The following is a 23,095-nucleotide window of genomic DNA, read 5'->3' as shown; positions in this document are numbered from 1 at the left end:
ATCGTGACAAAATAATGTCTAGAATAGGACTATTAGTACTTGGTTTTTACGTAGTTCTTCTTGAAAATAATATGAAAATTATCGTATGATAAGGCTATAATAGGAAAAAAGGGAGGCACGTACGATGACTGTTACAATTTATGATGTTGCAAGAGAAGCAAATGTTTCCATGGCAACGGTCTCTCGTGTAGTCAATGGTAATCAAAACGTAAAACCAGCAACACGAAAAAAAGTACTAGAAGTAATTGAACGATTAGAATACCGTCCAAACGCAGTAGCGCGAGGTTTAGCAAGTAAGAAAACAACAACAGTTGGCGTGATTATCCCAGATATTGCAAACAATGTTTATGCGGAGCTGGCTCGTGGTGTAGAGGATATTGCCACAATGTATCGTTACAATATTATTTTAGCCAACTCAGATCAACATGAAGATAAAGAGTTACAGCTACTGGATACAATGCTTGGAAAACAGGTTGATGGTATTGTCATGATGAGTGATGAGGTTACAGAAAAGATGCAGCAAACGATGGATCATTCGCCAGTACCAATTGTGCTTGCAGGCTCTGTGGATGAATCCCAAACAATTGCAACTGTGAATATCGATTATTTCCAGGCGGCTTATGAAGCTATTTCATTACTTATTCAAAATGGCCATACACGGATTGGTTTTGTAACTGGCCCACTTTCGTATACAATTAACGGAAAATTCAAGCTAGCAGCCTATAAGAAAGCATTGCAGGATGCTGGTTTACCAATAGATGAAGCATTAATTGCTGCAGAAGAGTCCAGCTATGATATGGGCTTAGAGGCTTGGGAGATTTTATCTGCTCTTGAACAGCCACCAACAGCTTATTTTGCAGGAAGTGATGAATTGGCCATCGGTTTAATTCATGGCGCACAAGATGCGGGCAAAAATGTTCCAGAAGATATTGAAGTTATCAGCTTTGAGAACTCAAAGTTAGCACGAATGGTTCGCCCACAGTTAACAAGTGTCGCGCTACCGCTTTACGATATTGGAGCTGTTGCAATGCGCCTGCTGACAAAATTAATGAGCAAGGAAACTGTCGAGGACGAAGCGGTTATTTTACCACACCGTATTGAGCATCGACAATCTGTCAAAAGTAAATAATGATACTAACACGTAAATCGCTTATGAAGGATTTGCGTGTTTTTATTTGCTGGATGGAACGTCAAAAATAGAGGATAGCGTTTCAAAAGTGAGGGATAGAACAAAAGAATTGATGGATATACCACCAAAAGCATTCATCTAATTTAAAAAGCCCCACGAATATCGTGAGGCCAAGAAATTAATCCCGTCTTTCATTCCGAATAATATGTAGCGATTTGGCTAACATTTGAGCATTCTTTTCCTCTATTTCCGCTTTACGAGGAATTGGCTCATATAAAGGAATCGGATCCTCCCATGTTGGAATAAAAGGAACAGGTGCTTCTGGTTGCCAGCGATCCAGCCATGCTTGAGGGAGTGGCCCCATTGGTAACGCTTGGTCAGTCATTTCCAACCATAACATGGACCAGGCACGGGGCACCACTCGCCAAATATCGTAGCCACCGCCCCCCACTGCAATCCATCGACCATCACAATACTCATGTGCTAATTGATGAGCTAGCTTAGGAATTTCGCGATAAATATTCATTGTTCCATGTAAATGTGTTAATGGATCAAAATAATGTGCATCTGCCCCATTTTGTGTTAATACAACATCTGGCTTGAAAAATTCAAAAATCTCTCGCATTGACTGTTCATAGATCTCTAGGAAACTTTCATCCTCAGTAAACGCATCCATTGGAAAATTAAAGGAGGTTCCATAGCCTTGCCCATTGCCGCGCTCAGTAATATTTCCGGTTCCAGGGAATAGATAACGACCAGTTTCATGTATGGACAGTGTACAAACATTAGGATCCTCATAAAAGCTCCATTGGACACCATCCCCATGATGAGCATCTGTATCTACATAAAGTACACGAGCGTTGTACTTTTCCTGCAAGTAACGAATAGCCACTGTGCTATCATTGTAAATACAAAAACCTGATGCACGACCACGGAAACCATGATGGAGTCCTCCTCCAAGGTTAAGGGCGTGTTCGGCTTTTCCTTCCATTACATAATCAACAGCGGTTAAAGTTCCACCAACTAGCTGTGCACTTGCTTCATGCATATTTTCAAAAATAGGGGTATCTTCAGTGCCAATCCCATAGCTTTCACATTGTGCTTCTGATAATTCACCATGTCCTGCTTTTTTTACAATATCTATATATTTTGAATCATGTGCAAGCAATAGCTCTTCTTCCGTTGCAACACGTGCTGGTACAATATCTACATCATCGAGTGCATTAATATTTTTTAGTAGATCCATAGTTAGCGTCAAGCGTTTATGATTGAAAGGATGTGTATCTGAAAATTTATATCCGAGTTGTTCTGGCGAGTATACGAATACGGCCTTTTTCATTATAGCGAAACACCCGGTAAATTTGGCCATAGGACATCAAAGCCCTCTTTGCGTAGATCTTCAATCATTGCTAAAGGATTTAGTGTTTTTACTCGGACGCTTAAAATTTTGTTTTGTGTATTTTCAGAGTCAGGATAAACTAAGACGCTTTGGACATTGGCATGATGTTGATGAAATATTTTTGTAATTTCAAATAAAACTCCCGGGGTATCGGATACCCGAATCTCGATTTTTGACCCAGGCTCTGTAGCACCAGTCAGCTCTATATATGTATAGAGTAAATCTGTTGTCGTAACAATGCCTACCAATTTTCCACCAGAGACAATAGGTAAACAGCCTATTTTTGATTCGTAAAACGTAAGTGCCACCTCTTCAACAAAATCTAATGGATGACCTATAAGGGGGTCTTTCACCATAATATCCTCTACTTTTGCATTAAAAATAGGAGAGTTTGGTTCATCCTGCAAAGATGAGGGCAAGACCTCTTTAATATCTCGTTCAGTAATTACACCTAAAACGTGGTGTTCATCATCTACAACTGGTAAATGACGAACTTTCTTTTCACGCATTAACTTTAGTGCCTCCTGCACTGTATTGGTAGGAGCTAATGTATAAGGCTTATCATTCATAATTTCTTCTACAATCATATATGCATCCCCTTTGTATTAGTTTTAATACATGAAACGATTTCTAAAACGAAGTCTATCAAATCTTTCCATTGTCTCAGGAGGCACCCGTTTTCCTTCGCGCGCCATCAGGCAATTGGCTGGATGTGATGTAATTTCAGGATCATCTGTTGCAAAATATTCGAAACCAGCAGAGCTCATCATTTTCTCCATCATTTTGCGGTAATCCCAAACATTTAAACCAGTTCCTTTTAAATCCCAATGCCAATAGTACTCGGTAGTAATCACAAGATAATCTTCCATTTCATCCCCCATAAATGAAACGGCTAGTAGTGCCTTCCCAGCACCAGTACCACGGTAGTCTGGAATGACTTCAATGGCACCTAATTCAATCATGTCATCGATACGATCTTCTGCCCATCGTTCAAGTGGATCAGGGTAAAGATAGGTAACATAGCCTACAATAATATCTTCGTTTCGAATAATAATAATACGGCCTTCGGGTAGTCCAGCAATTTCTATAATGGCCTGCTGTTGCTGTTTTGGAGGTCTGAAGGCAACCAAGCCTTCATGGAATGAATATGTAGCTAATTTTTCTGGAGGCACAGGTCCTTCCACATACACAGTACCATGCTTTGTTTCCTTTGTGACAGAAAAAAAAGTTTTTTTATGTTCCATAATTACACCACCTGAGTTTAATAATTCCATTATAGCTGATTTCTTGCGTAAAAACGCTTATTTTTGCAAAATATACCTGTATTTTTGGAAAAATAAAAATATTGAGACAATCTACCTGAATTCGTGTAAAATAAGATTATATTGCTTCTGTTATTTAACAGATAAAAGTAGTGCTATTAGGGATTCGAACATTAATACTATGGATAACTGTTATATAACAATTGCTACATATCAATTTTGCTTTTGGGAAATTCTCTGAATTTCAACAGGGGGGATTGTTGAAATTTAGTCAAAAACAAAAGCAAAGAAAGGGGTATTTTCATGGGGATGAAAATGAAGGAGAAGTTAATGGCTTTACCTGGTCAACACCATTTAACGAATTATGAAGAAGTGGCAGAATCTCATAATTGGGCAGATACGGAAAAGGCATTTAGTTGGAGCGAAACAGGTTTAGTGAATATGGCATATGAGGCTATTGATCGCCATACAGAAACACATCGCAAAAATAAGGTGGCATTGTATTTTAATGATGGTAAACGGAAAGAGGCATATTCATTTAATGAAATGAAAAGGTTAACAAACAAAGCAGCAAATGTTTTTAAAGCGACTACTAATCTGCAGAAAGGTGATCGTTTATTTATTTTTATGCCTCGTTCACCTGAGCTTTATTTTTCATTATTAGGTGCGTTGAAAATGGGGGTTATTGTTGGACCATTGTTTGAAGCTTTTATGGAAGGTGCTGTGTATGATCGACTTGCTGATAGTGAGGCGAAAGTATTAGTCACGACACCTGCTTTACTTGAACGTGTACCTTTAGCTAAATTACCTAAATTGGAGCATATCTTTTTAGTAGGGGAGGGCGTTGAGGAAACAGCTCAAATACTAGACTTTACTAAACATTTAAAAGAAGCTTCAGCTCATTTTGATATAGAGTGGGTAGACAGAGAAGATGGGATGATTCTTCACTATACCTCTGGATCAACAGGTGCTCCAAAGGGTGTATTGCATGTCCATAATGCTATGATTCAGCAATATCAATCGACACAATGGGTACTTGATTTACGTGAAGATGATATTTATTGGTGTACAGCTGATCCTGGATGGGTTACAGGAACAGCCTATGGCATTTTTGGTCCGTGGTTAAACGGTGTAACAATGCTAATCGTCGGAGGAAGATTTTCACCACAAGCATGGTATCAGGCTATTGAAGATTATAGTGTGACAGTGTGGTATAGTGCACCAACAGCGTTCCGAATGCTGATGGGTGCAGGTAGTGGCTTGCTTGAAAGCTATGATCTCACATCTTTACGCCATGTGCTGTCTGTTGGTGAGCCTTTGAATCCAGAAGTTATTCGCTGGGGAGTAGAGGAACTAGGTCATCGTATACATGATACATGGTGGATGACAGAGACGGGAGCGCATATGATTTGTAATTATCCATCGATGGATATTAAGCCAGGTTCAATGGGGAAACCTCTTCCTGGTATTCATGCGACGATTGTAGATGATGCAGGCAATGAGGTTCCACCATTTACAATGGGGAATCTAGCTATTCGTCGTGGTTGGCCTGCCATGATGCGCCAAATTTGGGGCAATCCAGAGCGCTATGAATCTTATTTCCTAAAAGGAGAATGGTACGTGTCTGGAGATTCAGCCTATATGGATGATGAAGGTTACTTCTGGTTCCAGGGGCGTGTGGATGATGTCATTATGACGGCTGGTGAACGTGTAGGACCTTTTGAAGTAGAAAGTAAGCTACTTGAGCATCCAGATGTGATTGAAGCGGGTGTTATCGGGAAACCAGATCCGGTGCGAGGTGAAATCATTAAAGCCTTTGTATCCTTACGAGAAGGGGTAGAACCTTCTGATGCATTAATTGAAGATATACGTGATTTTGTTAAAAAAGGTTTATCTGCACATGCAGCACCACGTGAAATAGAATTTAAAGATAAATTGCCAAAAACACGTAGTGGTAAAATTATGCGTCGCGTTTTGAAAGCTTGGGAATTAAATTTACCAACTGGTGATTTATCAACCATGGAAGATTAATTATCTAAAACATCAATTGATATTTATACAACATGTGCATAAAAAGAAGGCAGGGATTCATTCGATGGGCGAAAGGATTCTTGCCTTCTTTTTTCTGGATTTACAATAGTATAGAGGTGAGAGTAGGTGAAATATTATCTATTTCAAAAAACAATGAATTAAATAAAAATTCAGTTGACTTAATAAATATGCAGACGTATACTATTTTTAACTTATTTCAGAGGTGAGTGCAGTGAAAGTAGGTATTATTGGAGCAACTGGATATGGTGGTCTAGAACTTATTCGATTTTTACATAATCATCCAGCTGTAGAACGAATTGATTTATTTACTTCTTCAGAAGAGGGTGTCCAATTTTCTTCGAAATTTGGCCATCTTGTTAGGATAGCTGATACACCGTTACAAAAGATTGCGTATGACACTTTAGAAAAATTCAATGTTATTTTTACGAGTACACCATCTGGGGTGACAAGTGAGCTATTACCGCCTTTGGTTGGGAAAGGACCAAAGCTAATCGATTTATCTGGTGATTTTCGGTTAAAAGATCTAGCAAGCTATGAAACCTGGTATGGCAAAAAAGCTGCACCGTTCCATAGTGTTCAACAAAGTGTATATGGTTTAACAGAATGGAATGAAGAGCTTATACGTCAAGCAACACTTGTTGCTAATCCGGGTTGCTACCCAACAGCAGTTTTATTATCCTTACTACCACTTGTAAAAGAACGTTTAATTGATCCTAGTTTTCTAGTTATTGATGCAAAGAGTGGTATTTCAGGAGCAGGCAATAAGCCCTCACAAACTACCCATTTTAGTGAGACAAATGAGAATTTTTCAATCTATAAAGTAAATACACATCAACATATTCCCGAAATTGAACAGGCACTTTCCATGTTTGCTCAAGCAGATACAAAGGTTACTTTTAATACGCATCTGGTTCCAATGACCAGGGGAATTTTGGCGACATCCTATGCACCAGTAATGCAGGGAATTACAGAGTCGCAATTGATCACTTGCTTACAGGCAACCTATGAGAATCATCCATTTGTTCGAATCGTTACGGATGCATCTAGTTTAGGGACAAATCGTGTCAAGGGATCAAATTATTGTGACATTCTAGTGAAAGTAGATTCCCGTACAAATCGCGCCACAATTGTTAGTGTAATTGATAACCTTGTCAAAGGAGCAGCAGGGCAAGCTATCCAAAATATGAATGTGCAATTTGACTTACCACAAACGACAGGGCTAGATGTCGTACCGTTCTTTATTTAACAGCATGCAGGCAACTGTATGCTTCTCTTATTTATTAATCTAAGGAGGAATTTCGGATGACAGTTACCACTTCAACGAATGTAATGAAAAAATTATCAAGTAAAAATATTGTTTCACCAAAAGGCTTTAAGGCAGCCGGATTACACTGTGGTTTAAAACATAAGAAAAAGGATTTAGCCCTTTTAGTAAGTGAAGTCCCAGCAAGTGTTGCGGGTGTTTTTACTACAAATGCTGTGCAAGCAGCACCATTAAAAGTCACGAAGGAAGTTGTTTATGCAACTAAGAAAATGCAAGCGATGATCGTGAATTCAGGCAATGCGAATGCTTGTACAGGTAAACAAGGTGTAAAAGATGCCCAAACAATGCAAGCGCTAGCTGCTGAAAAATTAGGGATTGCACCAAATTTGGTGGGAGTTTGCTCGACAGGTGTTATTGGAGAAATGATGAAATTAGAGCGAGTAGCAAATGGTATTCTTCAGTTAGAGCCAAAGGACAATTTAGAAAGTGCGATTGACTTTGCGCAGGCTATTTTGACAACAGATACCGTCATGAAAAACACAAGCTATAGTACAACTGTGGATGGCAAGGAAGTTATCATTGCTGGTGTAGCAAAAGGTTCAGGTATGATCGAACCTAATATGGCAACAATGCTAGGCTTTATTACAACAGATGCCAACATTGAATCTGATGTGTTACAAGCAGCTTTATCGACTATTACTAATTTAACATTTAACGCTATTACAGTTGACGGGGATACATCCACTAATGACACAGTGGTAATATTGGCTAATGGCTTGGCAGGGAATAATTCTTTAACTCCAGAGCATCCAGATTGGCAAAATTTCTTTAACACTTTGCAAACAGTAGCGGAAGATTTAGCAAAAATGATTGCCAAAGATGGTGAAGGAGCAACGAAGCTTATCGAAGTGGAAGTTGTTGGTGCAATTTCAGACGAGGAGGCACGTAAAATTGCAAAAACAGTCGTTGGTTCACCACTTGTAAAGACTGCAGTTTTCGGCTGTGATGCCAACTGGGGGCGTATTATTGCAGCAGTAGGGTATAGTGGCGCAACAGTTGATCCAGATAAAATTACTATCCAAATCGGTGGTGCTACTATGGTAGAAAACGGTGAACCAATTCCCTTTTCTGAGGACGAGTTAATTCAAATATTAAAAATGCATGAAGTAAAAATCTATGTGTCCCTTGGTGTGGGTGATGGTAAGGGGCATGCTTGGGGATGTGACTTAACATATGACTATGTCCAAATCAATGCATCATACCGCTCATAAACGTGTGGTCATTAAGCTTGGGGGCAGTACACTGGAAGGTTTAAATGAGGCTTTCTTTGATAATTTTAAAAGATTACAAGAGAGTGGGGTAGAGCTTATTATTACCCACGGGGGTGGGCCAGCCATAAATCGAGAACTAGCTGCTCAAGGCCTACAATCACATACATTAAATGGAATACGTGTCACGAACGAGGCTGCAATTAAAGTTGTCCAATCGACCCTAATAGGGCAAGTAAACACTGCATTAGTTCATGAGTTAACAACAGCTGGTATAGCAGCCATCGGATTAAATGGCTTTGATAATCAGTTGATAGTCGTAGACTTTTTAGATCAAGAGACTTACGGGTATGTAGGAGCTATTAAAAATATCAATACATCCTTATTGGAAGCTTTAATGGGTGTAGGGATTGTACCTGTTATTGCCTGCGTAGGTACGACCGAAGCAGGTCAGGCTCTTAATATTAATGGCGATACGGTAGCAAGTGAAATTGCTTTAGCCGTCGGAGCAGATAGCTTACTACTCGTGACAGATGTGAGTGGTATCCGTATTGAAGATGAATATCAAGCAATAGCTACACCTAGTCTTATAGATCAATGGACAGAGCAGGGCCATATTTACGGTGGAATGATTCCGAAAGTGCAAGGAGCGATTGACTGTTTACGGGCAGGGATTCCTTCTGTACAAATTGTAGGCGCAACTTTAATTGGTACAACAATTGTAGCCACAAGTGAACTTCTTTCTTCCTAGTGTTCTAAATAGGATAGCTTGAGAAGTATAGTTGTTGAAAGAAACTATTTTAAATGATAGTGGAGATGATAACATGAGTGTTTTATTTGAGAATTACGGCAAGCGTCGTGCACAAATTGTTAAAGGTCAGGGGACAATTGTTGAGGATTCAACAGGGAAGCAATACTTGGATTTTACTAGTGGCATTGCTGTGGTGAGTCTTGGTCATGCCCATCCAGCCGTTGTACAGGCACTTCAAGAGCAAAGCCAAAAGCTATGGCATATTTCAAATCTTTTTGAAATACCAGGTCAGGAAAAGGTGGCAGAAAAATTAATTGCTAATACACACTTTTCACATGCCTTTTTTTGTAATAGCGGGGCTGAGGCTAATGAAGCGGCCATTAAATTAGCTCGTAAGCATACAGGCAAACATCATATTATTACATTTGAAAAATCATTCCACGGTCGTACTTTTGGAGCAATGTCTGCAACAGGTCAAGGCAAAGTACATAATGGCTTTGGACCACTCGTAGAAAAATTTTCGATTTTGCCATTTAATGATGCTGCTACACTTGAAGCAACCGTTGATGATTCAGTTGCAGCTATAATGCTAGAAATGATTCAGGGAGAGGGTGGCGTCAATAGTGTATCAGCAGAATTTGCCGCAGCTATTGCAAAAGTCTGTGAGGAGCAAGGTGTACTACTAATTGTTGATGAAGTGCAAACGGGCATTGGAAGAACAGGAACACGCTATGCATTTGAACAAACGGTATTAAAGCCACATATCGTAACTTTGGCAAAAGGCTTAGGTGGTGGTTTCCCTGTTGGTGCAATGCTCGGAACTGCTGAGCTTCATGCTACATTTAGTCCAGGAACACATGGTACAACATTCGGTGGAAACCCTCTTGCGATGAATGTGGCACAAGCTGTTTTAAATCATGTGTTTGAGCCGGATTTTTTACAGCAGGTACGAGAAATATCTGCCTATTTTGTGGCACAACTAAGGGCTCATTTATCTTCTAGCTATACTGTTCAAGGCCAGGGTCTCTTGTTAGGGATTGGCTGTGGGGACACGGAAGTTGCGCCTTATATCGCGGCAGCGGAAGAAAGTGGTCTTTTATTAGTAGGGGCAGGGCCAACAGTTATTCGTCTTTTGCCTCCATTAACGGTCACAAAGGAAGAGATTGACAAAGCAGTAGCTATTTTAAAGAACATATTACCGTGAAAATACACTTTCGTTCAGCAGAAAGTGAGGCATTAGCGGCAAAAATGACTAGACATTAGGATGAACAAAGAATCTGCTAGATATGAGCAGATTCTTTGCGCTATAAATGCTATTGTAGCTGTTTTACTAATGTTGCCACTAATTTTGGTAACCAATCTTCAAGCTGACTAAACGTAAATCCTGCCTTCTCAGCCTTAGCATTAGACATATACCAATCAGCAGGCACCCCATAAGGAGACTGTGATTCCTCATCACCACCAATGAGGGAAATTTTTGCGCGCTGACCACTTGCTTCTTCAATTAGCGCAATTAGATCTTTGAGAGATATGGCCCCTGATGCGGTAGCATTGTATGGTCCCTCAATAGGAGTAACGCCCGCAAAGTATAAAAATTCAGCAGCTTCCCCATCTGTAATATAACTCATCTTTGCATCAATGTTCGGTAAAGTAATCGGCTGATTCTGTAAAATATGTTCAACGTGGAAATGTAAACGTCGAGTATAATCATCTTCACCCATCACAATTGGGAAACGTACAGCTACGACTGGGAATGAAGCTTCTTTGAATAAGACTGCCTCCGCTTGTCGTTTTCCTTCTCCATAAGAAAATTCCTCTTGATGTCCCATACGAATTTGATACTGGTATGGATCAAAGTCTTCTTCCTTTTTTATCTTACCATCTACCTCATATGTTGAAAGAGTAGAAGTAAAGACGAGCTTTTTCGTTTTTCCCTTTAATATCTCGCAAATCGCTTGTGCCTCGTTGGGCGAATAGCAAATATTATCATAGACAATGTCCCATGTTGTATTGGCTAGTGCCTGTTCTAAAGCATCACGATCATTACGATTTACTACTAATTGCTTAACATGTGTACCAAAGGGGTTGCCACTTTGACCACGTGTTAAAATCGTTACATTATGTCCATTTTGAATACAAAGATCAACTAGCTTTTTTCCAAAAAAACGTGTGCCTCCTAAAATCAATATGTTCATATATTTTCACCCCTTCAAAATAGTAGTCCTCTTAATAATGACAAAAAAACAGACTTACTACAATTCATAAGTAATATGCAGTAAGTCTGTTTAATTGATTATCTAATACAAATGCTTTTGCTAAGGCATAATGGATTAGCGCCTTGATGTTTCAGTTGGAGTAGTGGTATTACCATTGTCTCCTCCATTTGTGCCATCTCCGGGGTTATCAGATCCATCGCCATTGCTTCCGGAGCCATCCCCGTTATTGGAGCCATTGCCATTGTTACCAGAACCATCCCCGTTATTGGAGCCATTGCCGTTATTACCAGACCCGTTCCCATTATTGGAGCCATTGCCGTTACTACCCGAACCATTACCATTACCATTGCCATTAGTAGGTGGTGTTGTAGGTGGTATTGGCTCTTGGTCGTTTTCCTCTGGGTCAGGTTCATTTTCACTACCGCCAGTAGACACAACATTGGAGTGTGGTGATGTTAAACCTGTAATATCTACAGCGACCACTACATAAGCTTGTCCACTAGCAACCGTAATGCTTTGTGTTGACTCTAGTACGGACGTTACAAGTGTATTACCGCCATTCGTAACGTTGTAGATACGATAACCAACAACATCATTCGATGACTCTGACCATGATAATGTAGAGCCATTTACTGAAGCTGAGACAGCTCCTGGAGGGCTACCATCCGCTGGGAAATCAACTGCTGATACAGATGAATTCGACAATGTAGAATTCTTTGGTAACAGACTAGCAGGGTTCCCGCCAAGTCTACCTAACATTCGTTTAATAAAGTCTTGATTAATGCCTGCGCCACCTGCTTTTACAAACTCTGCTGGTGTATTTGGCAACGCATTATAAGTTTTTCCTTTAATCGTCACAACACTTGAAGAGGCTAAGCTATCATCAGGTTGTGATGGTAAAAATACTTTCGCATTAAATAAATCTGAGCGTACAAGACCTGCGCTAGCACAAGCTGCAGAAGGGGCCATGCCGGAAATGCCACAGAATGATGCTGTCACAACATTTTTAGGCGCCTTAAAACTTGTTGGAGGGTCAATTAGCTGAGGGTCCGCATCGTAAACAGCATTCATTAAAGTACCCCATAGCTTATTCACCCGAACGCTTGGCTGTAAATAGGTGTTGTTAAATGCATAAAGTGTACGAGGTTGATCGTAACCCATCCAAACACCAAGAGATACATTAGGGTTATAACCAACTAACCAAACATCTTTATATTCTTGAGAAGTCCCTGTTTTTGCAGCGAAATCAGAAGAGAATTTTAATGTATTTCGTGCCATTGTCCCTGTTCCTTTAGTGAGAACATCACGTAGCATATCTGTCACGATATAAGATGTTTCTGGGCTAAATACTTGAACAGGTTCTACTTCATGTTGGTAAACAATATTTCCTTCTTGGTCTTCAATTCGATCAATCATATAAGCGTCAATGAATTGGCCACCATTTGCAAAGGTAGCAAATGCATTTGTATTTTCTTCAACAGTAGTTCCTTCGCTTAAAGCACCGATCCCAGTTGCTAGGTTAGTAAAATCATCTGGATGTAATTTTGAGAATCCCATTTTTACTAACAAATCTGCAGGGCGTCTACTAATAATATCATTATATAAACGTAGTGCTGAAATATTTTGAGAATCTGCTAAAGCTTCACGTGCTGGAATAAGACCTCGCTCATCACTCGTAATATAGTTACTTGGACTCCAAGAACCGATTGAGAATTTCACGTCAACTAATGGACTACCCGCACCGATTACGCCATACTCAATGGCAGGTCCATAAACAAGTAATGGTTTCATTGTAGAACCGTTAGAACGATAAGCTTGTGTTGCATGGTTTACTTGAGTGGTTTTAAAGTCTCGACCACCGACAAAGCTTAAAATACGACCTGTCGTATTCTCTATTAAAATACTACCTACTTGTACCGGCATCTCAATATCAATTTCTTCACCAGTAACAGGATCTTTCCCTTTACCAGTATACGTATGACCATAATACTGGAAGTCTTTTGCTGCTTTTTGCATCGCATCATACATATCTTTATTAATGGTTGAATAAATACGATAGCCTTTTGAACGAACATCACGATCTGCTAAAATCGTATATTTATCCTTTAATTTTTTTTCTGACTTTAAGCGCTCTGGGTCAATCCCATCATCTTTTGCTAATTTTTCAGCAATAATATCTTTTGCACGAGCTTCAAGCTCATAAGTCAACCAAGGATAACGATCCTCCGCTCGCATTTCTGGTCCACGGAAATCGGCAGCAATATCATAGTTTAACGCTTCATTATACTGTGCATCATCAATATAACCAGCTTCTTTCATACGATAAAGTACTGTTTTCATACGATCAATACCTGGTTTCAAAGCTTCTTCACTTTTCAGTTCACCTGTATTTGTAAATGGTGTATAAGCAAATGGTGCCTGTGGAATACCAGCTATGTACGCAGCTTGAGGAAGAGTCAATTCTTTTGCTTTTACGCCAAAAATTCCTTCCGCAGCTGTTTCAACACCTGCAATATTTCGTCCTGAAGAGTTACGACCATAGGGAATGATATTTAAATAAGCCTCTAATATTTCTTCCTTCGTCATAAAATGTTCTAAACGCATCGCTAGTAAAATTTCCTTAGCTTTACGCTCGTATGATACTTCATTAGTTAGTACTTGGTTTTTAATAAGCTGCTGGGTAAGTGTAGAACCACCTGTCTGCGTTGCAGAGTTTGTGACATCTTGTAATAACCCACGAATAACTGCTTTAGGAACAATTCCGTTATGCTCTCGGAAATATTCATCTTCTGTTGCCAGAACAGCATTCACGACCTCTGGTGCAACATTGCTAAGCGAAGTTTCACGTCGATCTAAATCTGTCCTTAATTTCCCAATATAAATATCGTTGGCAAAATAAATCTCACTGGTTTCTTCATAGCTAAAAATTTGATCCCTTAACTCTTGTTTTGAGCGTAACGGTTCTTCTTTTACAAGAGAAGCAAAATAACCAGCTCCAACTGAACCGACAAATACAGTGCCAACCAATGCAAAGACTAAAAATAGTAAAAATAAGTTCCAGGTAACACTACCTGAAATACGTAATTTCTTCATCCATTTTTGTTCAAGTAATTCATCGATCTTTGCATTGATTTTTTCAATCCAATCTTTCAATGTATCGACCTCCTAAAATCTTGTCTATTATAGCACATATTGTTTTAGCACGAACATAGTTATTGACTTTGAAAAAGAATCGTATAAAATTATGTTTATAGTTTTCTGGTGATGAAGAGCTTGCAGTAGTGTCTATATTCCCTGTTTAGAGAGCCAGTGGTTGGTGAAAACTGGTCATATTGTAGAGACGAATTACGTGCTTGGAGCTTAGACGTGCGCGCCTGCGATAAAGGCGGCTGAATGAAGTGGAAGGTGGATGACATCTTCAAGCTGGGTGGTACCGCGTTAGTTTGCAACTTAACGTCCCTGCATGCAATTGTTTGCGTGTAGGGACTTTTTTTATTTAAACATGTCCATGCACGTAATGAATTTAACCATTTTAGGAGGAATGAACATGACAAACGAATTATTACAAGATTTAGAATGGCGTGGTTTGCTATACCAACAAACAGATGCGGAAGGCATGGCAAAATTATTAGATGAACAATCTGTATCTTTATACTGTGGGGTAGATCCAACAGCTGACTCCATGCATATTGGACATATTGTTCCATTGTTAACACTTCGTCGATTCCAAAAAGCGGGCCACCGTCCAATTTTACTTGTTGGTGGTGCGACAGGGATGATCGGTGACCCATCTGGCCGTTCAGAAGAGCGCCAATTACAAACAGTAGAGCAAATCGATAAAAACGTTCAAGGAATCCGTAGTCAATTAGAACGTATTTTCGAATTTGCGGAAGATGGCAATGGTGCTCAGCTTGTGAACAATCGTGACTGGATTGGTAATATAAACACAATTGAATTTTTACGTGATTACGGGAAACTAATTAACGTAAACTATATGTTAGCAAAAGATACGATTGCTTCTCGTCTTGACACAGGAATCTCGTTTACAGAGTTTGCCTATACGTTAATTCAAGGTATTGATTACAATCATTTATACAATCACTACAATTGCCGTATTCAAGTAGGTGGCTCTGACCAATGGGGTAATATTACAACAGGGTTAGAGGTTATTCGTAAAACACACGAGGAAGAAACGAAAGCCTTTGGAATTACGATTCCATTAGTAACAAAGGCAGATGGTACAAAGTTTGGTAAAACCGCAGGTGGTGCTGTTTGGCTAGATAGTAAGAAAACATCTCCATATGAATTCTACCAATTCTGGATCAATGCAGCTGATGCAGATGTCATAAAATACTTAAAAATCTTCACGTTCCTATCTCGTGAAGAAATTGAAGCTTTAGCCGTATCTGTAGAGGAGGAGCCACATTTACGTAAGGCACAAAAGGCGCTAGCTGAAGAAATGACTCGTTTAATACATGGTCAAGAGGCATTAGAGCAAGCCATCCGTATTACAGCTGCTTTATTCTCAGGAGATCTAAAAGCACTTTCAGCCGAAGAAATGAAGGACGCTTTTAAAGACGTTCCTTCTATTGAAATGGCTAAAGAGGATAAAAACATTGTGGACCTACTTGTGGAGGCCGGCATTTCCTCTTCAAAACGTCAAGCACGTGAGGATGTATCAAATGGTGCTATTAGTGTAAACGGTGAAAAGGTAACAGATTTAGAATATGTAGTCGATGCGAAGGATCGTTTAGAGGATGCATTTAGCATTGTCCGTCGAGGTAAGAAAAAATATCATATGGTGAAATTTATCTAATTTCTATTTGCAAAACCACATCCCAAAAAACGCTGGATGTGGTTTTTTCATCATAAGAAACTTGGAGGTTTTATTTGTTCATATTCTTTAGGATGCAGTATTTTTCCAAGCTTTATAGCACCTTCAATAAGTCGTGGAGAAGGGCGACAATACAGCCATTCTTCCATTACATGGAGCTGTTCCGATTGAATGGCATGTAACTCTTTGGCATATGGACGTTTTAATAAATTAGCAGGTTGGATACGCTCAAATGCGACACCAACCCAAGCCATCATGATATAGTCAGGCTGGCGTTTAACAACATCTATCCAATCTGTTTGAACACTAGCAAGCTCAACATCTTGAAATAGATTAATGCCACCAGCAAGAGCGCTAATTTCTGTTAGCCAATTTATTTTCCCAGGAGTGAAAATAGGGTTCGGCCACCATTCCCAATACAGGGTAGGTTTCTTCGGAATTGTTTGTGCAATGGAATACATTTTTTCGATGGAATGCATGTACTCTTCAGCAATTGTCTTTGCTTGTTCCTCCACTTGACAAGCTTTCCCGAGTGTCAGAAGATCTTGCGCAATTTCTTCTAATGAGTTTGCATTAAAAATAATATGAGGGATATTTCTTTCTTTTAGTGCCTCAATGTTTTTTTCCATACCAGGTACACTCAAGGAAGCCAGAACAAGATCAGGCTGTAATGCCTCTAATGCATCCATGTTAATTGATAAATCAGGCCCAAGCTGTGGTAGATCTTTAACCGATGATGGCCAATCGGAATAATCATCAACTCCAACGAGCTGGTCTGTCAGCCCTAAATAGGCGACTAATTCTGTATTGCTAGGACAAATTGAAATTAAACGCATATTATTTTCTCCTATTCTTTTTAAGAAAAGTATAACGAGAGTTCCCGTGATAGACAATGTGTGTGTATCGAGTCCATAAAAAAGTGGAGAAAACATTTGTTTTCTCCATCCTTTGTATAGGCTTATAGGAAACCGTCGATTAAGAAAGGGCAACTGCCTCGAGTGACTCTTCTTTTTTCACAATAGGACCCATTGCATTTGTGATGATTTGTTTGATATCCTCTAGTGTTGCTTTACGAGGGTTCGTCTCAGCACACACATCTAATAATGCATTTTTTGCTAAGATCTCAATATCCTCATCTTTTGCACCTAATTCACGGAAGCCGCTAGGAATATTTAAATCTTGTGATAACTTCTCAATAGCTGTAATAGCCTTTTCAGCCGCATCTCGCTTACTTAAACCTTCTACATTTTCTCCTAATAATTCAGCGATACGAGCAAAGCGCTCTGTACGTGCTGTGACATTAAATCGACAAACATGTGGCAATAAAATAGCGTTGCACACGCCATGTGGTAGGTTATAGAAACCGCCCAATTGATGAGCAATTGCATGAACATAGCCAAGTGATGCATTATTAAAGGCCATTCCCGCTAAAAATTGTGCATATACCATTTGTTCACGCGCTTCTATATCAGCTCCATTTGCATAGGCACGTGGTAGATATTCAGGAATTAGCTGAAGGACCTTTTCAGCACATGCGTCCGTGATTGGTGTAGCATTCGTAGAAACGAATGATTCAATAGCATGTGTTAGTGCATCGACCCCAGTAGCTGCCGTAAGAGCAGGAGGTAAACCAATCATTAATTCAGGATCGTTTATAGAAAGTAACGGTGTCACATGCTTATCAACAATGGCCATTTTTACTTTGCGTGCTGTATCTGTGATAATAGTGAAACGAGTCATTTCACTGGCAGTACCAGCAGTTGTATTAATTGCAATTAATGGCACAAGTGGATTTTGTGATTTATCAACGCCTTCATAATCATGAATGCGTCCACCATTCGAAGCAATAAGTCCGATACCTTTTGCTGCATCGTGTGCGCTGCCTCCTCCAAGAGAAACAATAGAATCACAGTTTTCCGCATGATACACGGAAATGCCATCTTCTATGTTTTGATCTGTTGGATTTGGTTCTGCTTTAGGGAAAATTGCTACATCAATTCCAGCAGCTGTAATGATGTTTGCAATTTGTTCTGAGAGACCTAATTTGTGTAGACCCTCATCTGTTACGATTAATGTCTTTTTCACTTCTAAATCATTTAAGCGTTTACCAACTTCTTGAATTGCTCCAGGTCCAAATAAGTTTGTTTTCGGCATAACAAATTGCTTTAGAACGTCTGACATATTTCCAACCCCTTTTAAAAAATTATTATTGCTTGAATGATGGTGAACCACCTTTCGCAATTCATCGTATTCTATTTTTTGTAAAAGTTCAACTCGTATTTTTATTAAAATTGTTAAATTTCTTCATGTTATTATTTTACAAAAAAGTTAAGGTGATGATAGGAGCGTTGGAATGTTGTTTTGTTGTAGAATATTGAATTTAAAAAGGTTTTAAAAATATTTTACTATGAAAGTAAAATATATTTTTTGGAAAACAGTTCTATTTTGATGATCTAATGAATAGTAAATAACTGATATTTTGTTTTTATTATAAAGGTAGTGATTATGTTATTTTGAAACTATGTAATTGTTATTTTAAAGTACATAAAATTGCCACAATATAAGAGGGAAAATTATTGTTGGTTATAATAATCTGGGCAATGCGTCTGCGCTAAAAAAGTAGTGCATCATTTTGAAGAAATCAGTGAAAATAAAAATTCTTGCTTTGGATTAACACATGAAGATAATTTACCTGTATTAGGGGTAGAGCCGTATATTGAACTGATTCAAATGTCTTCTTCAAGTGATACAAATCGAGAAGATGCCAAACATCTAGTGTTTTTTCACTTGGATTTGCACTAGGGTGTTTTTTCTATGGTGCGATATCAGAAAAATATGGTCGTAAAAATATCATTGTATTTGGGCTTTTTTTATTAAGCGTAATAACGTTACTTCTAGGTTTAGTTAATGACTTTTCTTTTATCCTTCTATTGAGAGGATTACAGGGGCTTGCGGCAGCAACATTTTCACCAGTAGCACTTGCCTATACTCTTGAGGTTTTTCCAAATGATCGAAAAGTTGGGGCAGTAGGTTTTATCAGTACGGGATTTCTTGTAGCGGGTATAGTTGGTCAGGTGTTTAGTGGATATGTAAGCGACCATAGTCATTGGCACGTCATCTTTTATGTACTTGCTGTAGTGTATGTTATGACTGCTTTGTTAGTCGTGTGGATCTTACCGAAGGGAATAATTCAGATTGAAACTAAAAATATATGGGCTCCTCTGAAGAGAATTGGTATTATTTTCACCAATAGAAATTTGATCTTTAGTTATATCATTGCGTTTGTATTAATAATGTCATTTGTCAGTATGTACATTATTTTAGGGGCTTATTTAACGAGTGATTTCTTTGGTATGAAAAGTCAGAACCTTATTTACATTCGTATCTTTGGGATAGTGGGGATGGTTATGTCACCATTTGCGGGGAAAATAGCAAAGCGTTTTAATGTGCTGTTTGTACTGAAAATGGCCTTAACTCTTTCGATTATTGCACTGACCGCGATGAGCTTTATTTCAACTATAGCCGGTTTAACAATCAGTAGTATTTTATTTGTTGGTGGGATTGCACTTGCTGTTCCTTCATTAGTAACGCTTGTTAGTCAGTTAGGTTGGAATATGGGAGGAATTGCAGTTTCTATGTACACAGTAATTTTATTTGCTGGAACAAGTGTTGCACCGTTCATATCTGCTTATTTCATACAATTTGGTAGCTTTACTGTAGCCTTCCTCCTACTTGCTACAATACTCGGTACTGGATTAGTTTTTGCGCTAATGATTAAAAGCGGAAAAAACGTAGGTTCTAATTGATTGTTCATAGAAAAAAAGCCCTGAAGCCTTGGTATACAAGGGATTTCAGGGCTTTTATTAGCATCAATTGATTAACGAGAGTAGTACTCTACGATGAATGCTTCGTTGATTTCAGCTGATAATTCAGAACGCTCTGGAAGGCGAGTGAATGTACCTTCTTTTTTGTCAGCATCGAATGTTAAGTAGTCAGGTACGAAGTTGTTTACTTCGATTGCTTCTACTACTACAGCAAGGTTTTGAGATTTTTCACGAAGAGAAATCGTTTGACCTGGTTTTACGCTGTATGATGGGATATCAACGCGTTTGCCATCTACTAAGATGTGACCGTGGTTAACTAATTGACGAGCTCCACGACGAGTACGAGCTAAACCTAAACGGTAAACTAAGTTGTCAAGGCGAGTTTCAAGAAGGATCATGAAGTTTTCACCGTGAACACCTTTCATTTTACCAGCGCGGTTAAATAGAGTACGGAATTGACGTTCGTTCATACCATACATATGACGAAGTTTTTGTTTTTCTTGAAGTTGTAAACCGTATTCTGATAATTTTTTACGTTGGTTTGGACCGTGTTGTCCTGGTGCGTAAGGACGTTTTTCGATTTCTTTACCTGTACCGCTTAGTGAGATACCAAGACGACGTGATAATTTCCAAGATGGACCTGTATAACGAGACATATTGTTGTCTCCTCCTTTAAATTTGGTTTTTTTGTTGTAAAACAAAAACCAGTAGTACCCATTCTTACACGCATTTTATTTTCATGTACTTTCGCCTATGCAGCCGTTAGGTTACACAATACACCATCTAATTTTCATTGCTGGTCATCTAAGTAGTTGTACATCAGAAAATAGAGGAATAAAATACAATCATAAGCTTATACCACTGCTGCGTTTATTTTACACAACCTCCATTGTAACTGCTTTGGACAAGGACGTCAATTATTAGCTAGTAAAAAAATATAAAAGAACATAGTAGGAAATTCCTCACTACCTATTTTAAATAATATGGGAATAGTTAATGATACGCTGTGTTATGTAAATTGTAAAAGTAAGGGATAATTACATAGTCAAAATGACACAAATTATGTATAATATATTATAAGTTAATAGTAATTGATTTGGACGTTATATAGAAAAGGTGATTTCATGACAGACCATTTACAAACGCTAAAATATATAAAATCTGATGTTTTGAGCTTTTGGGTGAGTTCTTATGAAGAACAAACTAGTTTTAATGGGTATTTTTGTTCATTGAAACAGTTTCTAAAGAAGCGCTTGAAAATTGATAATGCTGCTTTTCTTAGTTTTGAAGGTAATTCCTTAATCCCAATCGAAGAGATGGCTTCATTAACAATTGAAACAAAGCTAAATGCTGTGTCATGGCTGATGATTGAAGCTAGTTTTTATCAACAAAAAGTAGTGAAAATTCCTTATATATTGAAAGCAAGACAGGCCTATTCAATGATGACAGATATGGTGCTTTTCCAAGCAGAGGGCAAAAATCCCATTGGTATATTACTTGTGGAGGCAACAGAGTCTTGGACAGACTTTATGACCTCGGAGTATGGTGAAGAGTGTATAGAAACACTTTCAAAGGTTCTTCAAATGATTAGAGACAATTTAGATGTCAAAATAAATGAAGACCAATATAGAAAACTATATAACATGACTGACTTATTTCATTCAACAATGGATATTGATTTAATTTTAGAAAATGTATTAAAAAATATACGGGATAATTTTCCTGAGTTTAATGTGGAGCTTATTTTATCGAATGATCAAGATCGACACACGACCATCGATATTAAGCTTTTTGATTATTTATCAGAAAGACCTGCTACAATTGAAGCCTTTGTATCAGGAGAGTTGACGACAGAGCTAGCGAGCGATTTAAATTGTCGGTTGTTAAATGCACCGATTAAGGGCAGGCAAGCTATTTATGGCATCTTGCAAGTAAGTGCACCCACCACTTATCTTTTTTCAACAACCGAAAAAGATTTTGTACGGATGCTGGCACAAGCTTCAGGAAATGCTCTTGAAAATGCAAAGTTATATCATCAATCGCATCGCCTCGTAAGTGACTTACAACTCATCAATGAAACTTCGCATCGTTTAAATATGCGAATTGACATTCATGAAATGTTACTTTTCCTACAAAAGCAGTTACTGAAATCCTTTCAGCCAATGGAAGTATGTTTCGCATTTAAAAAACACGATACATTTGAAATAACAGGTGCAAGTACCTCCCTGTTCCATTCAGAAAACGGTCAAAGTTATATAAAACATGTTGAACAGCACTTTGCTCAAACGAATGATCCACTATTTGTTGCCGATTTCAGCCGTCTAACTCCTAATCAAATTGAGTATCGCTCTATTATGGCGATTCCTATACTTATGGAGGAAAAGATTAATGGTTTTAGTATTGTCTTACATAAAGAGCCATATTTCTTTTCATTCGATAGTTTCAAATTAATGCAATCTTTAATTCACCATTCATCATTAGCCATTGCAAACTCAATTTTACGAACACAGCTTCAGGAAATGGTCGATTTGGATCATTTAACGAAACTGTATGCTCGTAGTTACCTCGATCAGTTTGTAGAAAAATCGCTTGAATATGATCAATCTGGTATGTTTTTGTTAATTGATATTGATAATTTTAAACGCATTAATGATACGTATGGTCACCAAGTTGGAGATAAAATTCTTGTTCAGATTGCGGTTCAATTAAAAGAAACTATTGGAAGTCGTGGAATTTGTGCAAGATGGGGTGGAGAAGAAATGTCTGTCTATGTCCCTAACATCGATGAAAAAGAAGCTTTAGAATTAGCATCAACCATTGTGGAAGTCATCCCAAGTACCACAGATCCACAAGTAACCATTTCTGCGGGTCTTATAACATGGGATGAGCGAGATCGACCAGCATTCCAATCTGTGTTTTTACATGCAGATACAGCCTTGTATGAGGCGAAAAACAGCGGGAAAAATCGCTTTTGTACTCACAATGGATCGTTCCAAACGAATTCATAGGATTATAAAGCAAAACGTAAATGGTTGTTTAAATAAATCGCCCTGAAATGACAATATAAAACATTTCAGGGCAATTTTTAATATTGTA

The 23,095-nt window shown here is 38.5% G+C and carries 16 protein-coding genes, 1 pseudogene and 1 other annotated feature; of the genes and pseudogenes, 9 read left to right on the top strand and 8 right to left on the bottom strand.

The features are described from left to right. Positions 1 to 124: 124 nt before the first annotated feature. Positions 125 to 1,129, top strand: coding sequence for a catabolite control protein A (gene ccpA, locus NYE73_RS18380; RefSeq protein ID WP_048393506.1), 1,005 nt, complete (start codon positions 125 to 127; stop codon positions 1,127 to 1,129). A 178-nt stretch (positions 1,130 to 1,307) separates the two neighbouring features. Here the strand turns inward: ccpA and NYE73_RS18375 are convergent, their stop codons facing one another. The 3 genes from NYE73_RS18375 to NYE73_RS18365 are packed head-to-tail and all read right to left on the bottom strand — an operon-like array spanning position 1,308 to position 3,772. Continuing rightward, entirely contained in the window at positions 1,308 to 2,468 is a 1,161-nt protein-coding gene (locus NYE73_RS18375; protein WP_048393507.1) for an acetoin utilization protein AcuC, read from the bottom strand. Beyond that, positions 2,468 to 3,115 carry an acetoin utilization AcuB family protein gene (locus NYE73_RS18370; protein WP_048393508.1) on the bottom strand — a complete coding sequence of 216 codons (648 nt, stop codon included), beginning with the start codon at positions 3,113 to 3,115 and terminating at the stop codon, positions 2,468 to 2,470. Before NYE73_RS18370 ends, NYE73_RS18375 begins: the two co-directional genes overlap by 1 nt. Positions 3,116 to 3,139: 24 nt before the next feature. After that, positions 3,140 to 3,772, bottom strand: coding sequence for a GNAT family N-acetyltransferase (locus NYE73_RS18365; RefSeq protein WP_036078398.1), 633 nt, complete (start codon positions 3,770 to 3,772; stop codon positions 3,140 to 3,142). Between the two features lie 321 nt (positions 3,773 to 4,093). Here NYE73_RS18365 and acsA point away from each other — a divergent pair, with 321 nt between their 5' ends. The 5 genes from acsA to NYE73_RS18340 all read left to right on the top strand — a co-directional run bounded on the left by acsA (position 4,094) and on the right by NYE73_RS18340 (position 10,329). Then, on the top strand, positions 4,094 to 5,821 hold the full coding sequence (gene acsA, locus NYE73_RS18360; protein ID WP_375543413.1) for an acetate--CoA ligase: 1,728 nt from the start codon (positions 4,094 to 4,096) through the stop codon (positions 5,819 to 5,821). Positions 5,822 to 6,053: 232 nt separating this feature from the next. Next, positions 6,054 to 7,088 (top strand): N-acetyl-gamma-glutamyl-phosphate reductase, encoded by a 1,035-nt coding sequence (gene argC / locus NYE73_RS18355; protein ID WP_259948506.1) that lies wholly within the window; start codon positions 6,054 to 6,056, stop codon positions 7,086 to 7,088. A gap of 56 nt (positions 7,089 to 7,144) precedes the next feature. Beyond that, positions 7,145 to 8,377 carry a bifunctional glutamate N-acetyltransferase/amino-acid acetyltransferase ArgJ gene (gene argJ / locus NYE73_RS18350; protein WP_259948503.1) on the top strand — a complete coding sequence of 411 codons (1,233 nt, stop codon included), beginning with the start codon at positions 7,145 to 7,147 and terminating at the stop codon, positions 8,375 to 8,377. Beyond that, on the top strand, positions 8,340 to 9,125 hold the full coding sequence (argB, locus tag NYE73_RS18345) for an acetylglutamate kinase (protein ID WP_048393515.1): 786 nt from the start codon (positions 8,340 to 8,342) through the stop codon (positions 9,123 to 9,125). Before argJ ends, argB begins: the two co-directional genes overlap by 38 nt. 73 nt (positions 9,126 to 9,198) lie before the next feature. Next, entirely contained in the window at positions 9,199 to 10,329 is a 1,131-nt protein-coding gene (locus tag NYE73_RS18340) for an acetylornithine transaminase (RefSeq protein ID WP_048393719.1), read from the top strand. 109 nt (positions 10,330 to 10,438) lie between these two features. Here the strand turns inward: NYE73_RS18340 and NYE73_RS18335 are convergent, their stop codons facing one another. Beyond that, positions 10,439 to 11,320 carry an NAD-dependent epimerase/dehydratase family protein gene (locus NYE73_RS18335; protein ID WP_259948500.1) on the bottom strand — a complete coding sequence of 294 codons (882 nt, stop codon included), beginning with the start codon at positions 11,318 to 11,320 and terminating at the stop codon, positions 10,439 to 10,441. 135 nt (positions 11,321 to 11,455) lie between these two features. Then, on the bottom strand, positions 11,456 to 14,494 hold the full coding sequence (locus NYE73_RS18330; RefSeq protein ID WP_115674506.1) for a transglycosylase domain-containing protein: 3,039 nt from the start codon (positions 14,492 to 14,494) through the stop codon (positions 11,456 to 11,458). 102 nt (positions 14,495 to 14,596) lie between these two features. Continuing rightward, positions 14,597 to 14,805 (top strand) — a binding site (T-box leader). 83 nt (positions 14,806 to 14,888) lie between these two features. Between NYE73_RS18330 and tyrS the strand changes: the two genes are divergently transcribed. Continuing rightward, positions 14,889 to 16,157, top strand: coding sequence for a tyrosine--tRNA ligase (gene tyrS / locus NYE73_RS18325; RefSeq protein WP_115674505.1), 1,269 nt, complete (start codon positions 14,889 to 14,891; stop codon positions 16,155 to 16,157). A 50-nt stretch (positions 16,158 to 16,207) separates the two neighbouring features. Here tyrS and NYE73_RS18320 read toward each other — a convergent pair whose 3' ends face one another. Then, on the bottom strand, positions 16,208 to 17,011 hold the full coding sequence (locus tag NYE73_RS18320) for a cobalamin-binding protein (protein ID WP_054549940.1): 804 nt from the start codon (positions 17,009 to 17,011) through the stop codon (positions 16,208 to 16,210). A gap of 139 nt (positions 17,012 to 17,150) precedes the next feature. Next, the gene (locus NYE73_RS18315) at positions 17,151 to 18,356 is read right to left on the bottom strand and encodes an iron-containing alcohol dehydrogenase (protein ID WP_004226138.1); all 1,206 of its coding nucleotides are present in this window, start codon (positions 18,354 to 18,356) and stop codon (positions 17,151 to 17,153) included. Between the two features lie 602 nt (positions 18,357 to 18,958). On the opposite strand from NYE73_RS18315, the pseudogene NYE73_RS18310 reads away from it, so the two are divergent. Next, positions 18,959 to 19,981: pseudogene (locus tag NYE73_RS18310) on the top strand (MFS transporter); the annotation flags it as partial. A gap of 71 nt (positions 19,982 to 20,052) precedes the next feature. Here the strand turns inward: NYE73_RS18310 and rpsD are convergent. Then, a complete protein-coding gene (gene rpsD / locus NYE73_RS18305; protein WP_004226141.1) occupies positions 20,053 to 20,655 on the bottom strand; it encodes a 30S ribosomal protein S4 in 603 nt (200 codons plus the stop codon). A 597-nt stretch (positions 20,656 to 21,252) separates the two neighbouring features. On the opposite strand from rpsD, the gene NYE73_RS18300 reads away from it, so the two are divergent. Further along, entirely contained in the window at positions 21,253 to 23,007 is a 1,755-nt protein-coding gene (locus NYE73_RS18300; protein WP_259955490.1) for a GGDEF domain-containing protein, read from the top strand. Positions 23,008 to 23,095 lie beyond the last annotated feature (88 nt).

Origin of the sequence: Lysinibacillus sp. FSL K6-0102 (assembly GCF_038003545.1) — a bacterium.
Classification (GTDB): Bacteria; Bacillota; Bacilli; order Bacillales_A; family Planococcaceae; genus Lysinibacillus; species Lysinibacillus capsici.
Note: the sequence above shows the minus strand (reverse complement) of the source record. Positions and strands in the feature narration are given on the sequence as shown.

Bases quoted from the DNA above. Each gene is read 5' to 3' on its own strand.
- NYE73_RS18315 (WP_004226138.1), bottom strand. From the start codon at position 18,356: ATGTCAGACGTTCTAAAGCAATTTGTTATGCCGAAAACAAACTTATTT.
- argJ (WP_259948503.1), top strand. From the start codon at position 7,145: ATGACAGTTACCACTTCAACGAATGTAATGAAAAAATTATCAAGTAAA.
- NYE73_RS18370 (WP_048393508.1), bottom strand. From the start codon at position 3,115: ATGATTGTAGAAGAAATTATGAATGATAAGCCTTATACATTAGCTCCT.
- tyrS (WP_115674505.1), top strand. From the start codon at position 14,889: ATGACAAACGAATTATTACAAGATTTAGAATGGCGTGGTTTGCTATAC.
- acsA (WP_375543413.1), top strand. From the start codon at position 4,094: ATGGGGATGAAAATGAAGGAGAAGTTAATGGCTTTACCTGGTCAACAC.
- NYE73_RS18340 (WP_048393719.1), top strand. From the start codon at position 9,199: ATGAGTGTTTTATTTGAGAATTACGGCAAGCGTCGTGCACAAATTGTT.
- ccpA (WP_048393506.1), top strand. From the start codon at position 125: ATGACTGTTACAATTTATGATGTTGCAAGAGAAGCAAATGTTTCCATG.
- NYE73_RS18365 (WP_036078398.1), bottom strand. From the start codon at position 3,772: ATGGAACATAAAAAAACTTTTTTTTCTGTCACAAAGGAAACAAAGCAT.
- NYE73_RS18320 (WP_054549940.1), bottom strand. From the start codon at position 17,011: ATGCGTTTAATTTCAATTTGTCCTAGCAATACAGAATTAGTCGCCTAT.
- NYE73_RS18335 (WP_259948500.1), bottom strand. From the start codon at position 11,320: ATGAACATATTGATTTTAGGAGGCACACGTTTTTTTGGAAAAAAGCTA.
- argB (WP_048393515.1), top strand. From the start codon at position 8,340: ATGACTATGTCCAAATCAATGCATCATACCGCTCATAAACGTGTGGTC.
- NYE73_RS18375 (WP_048393507.1), bottom strand. From the start codon at position 2,468: ATGAAAAAGGCCGTATTCGTATACTCGCCAGAACAACTCGGATATAAA.
- rpsD (WP_004226141.1), bottom strand. From the start codon at position 20,655: ATGTCTCGTTATACAGGTCCATCTTGGAAATTATCACGTCGTCTTGGT.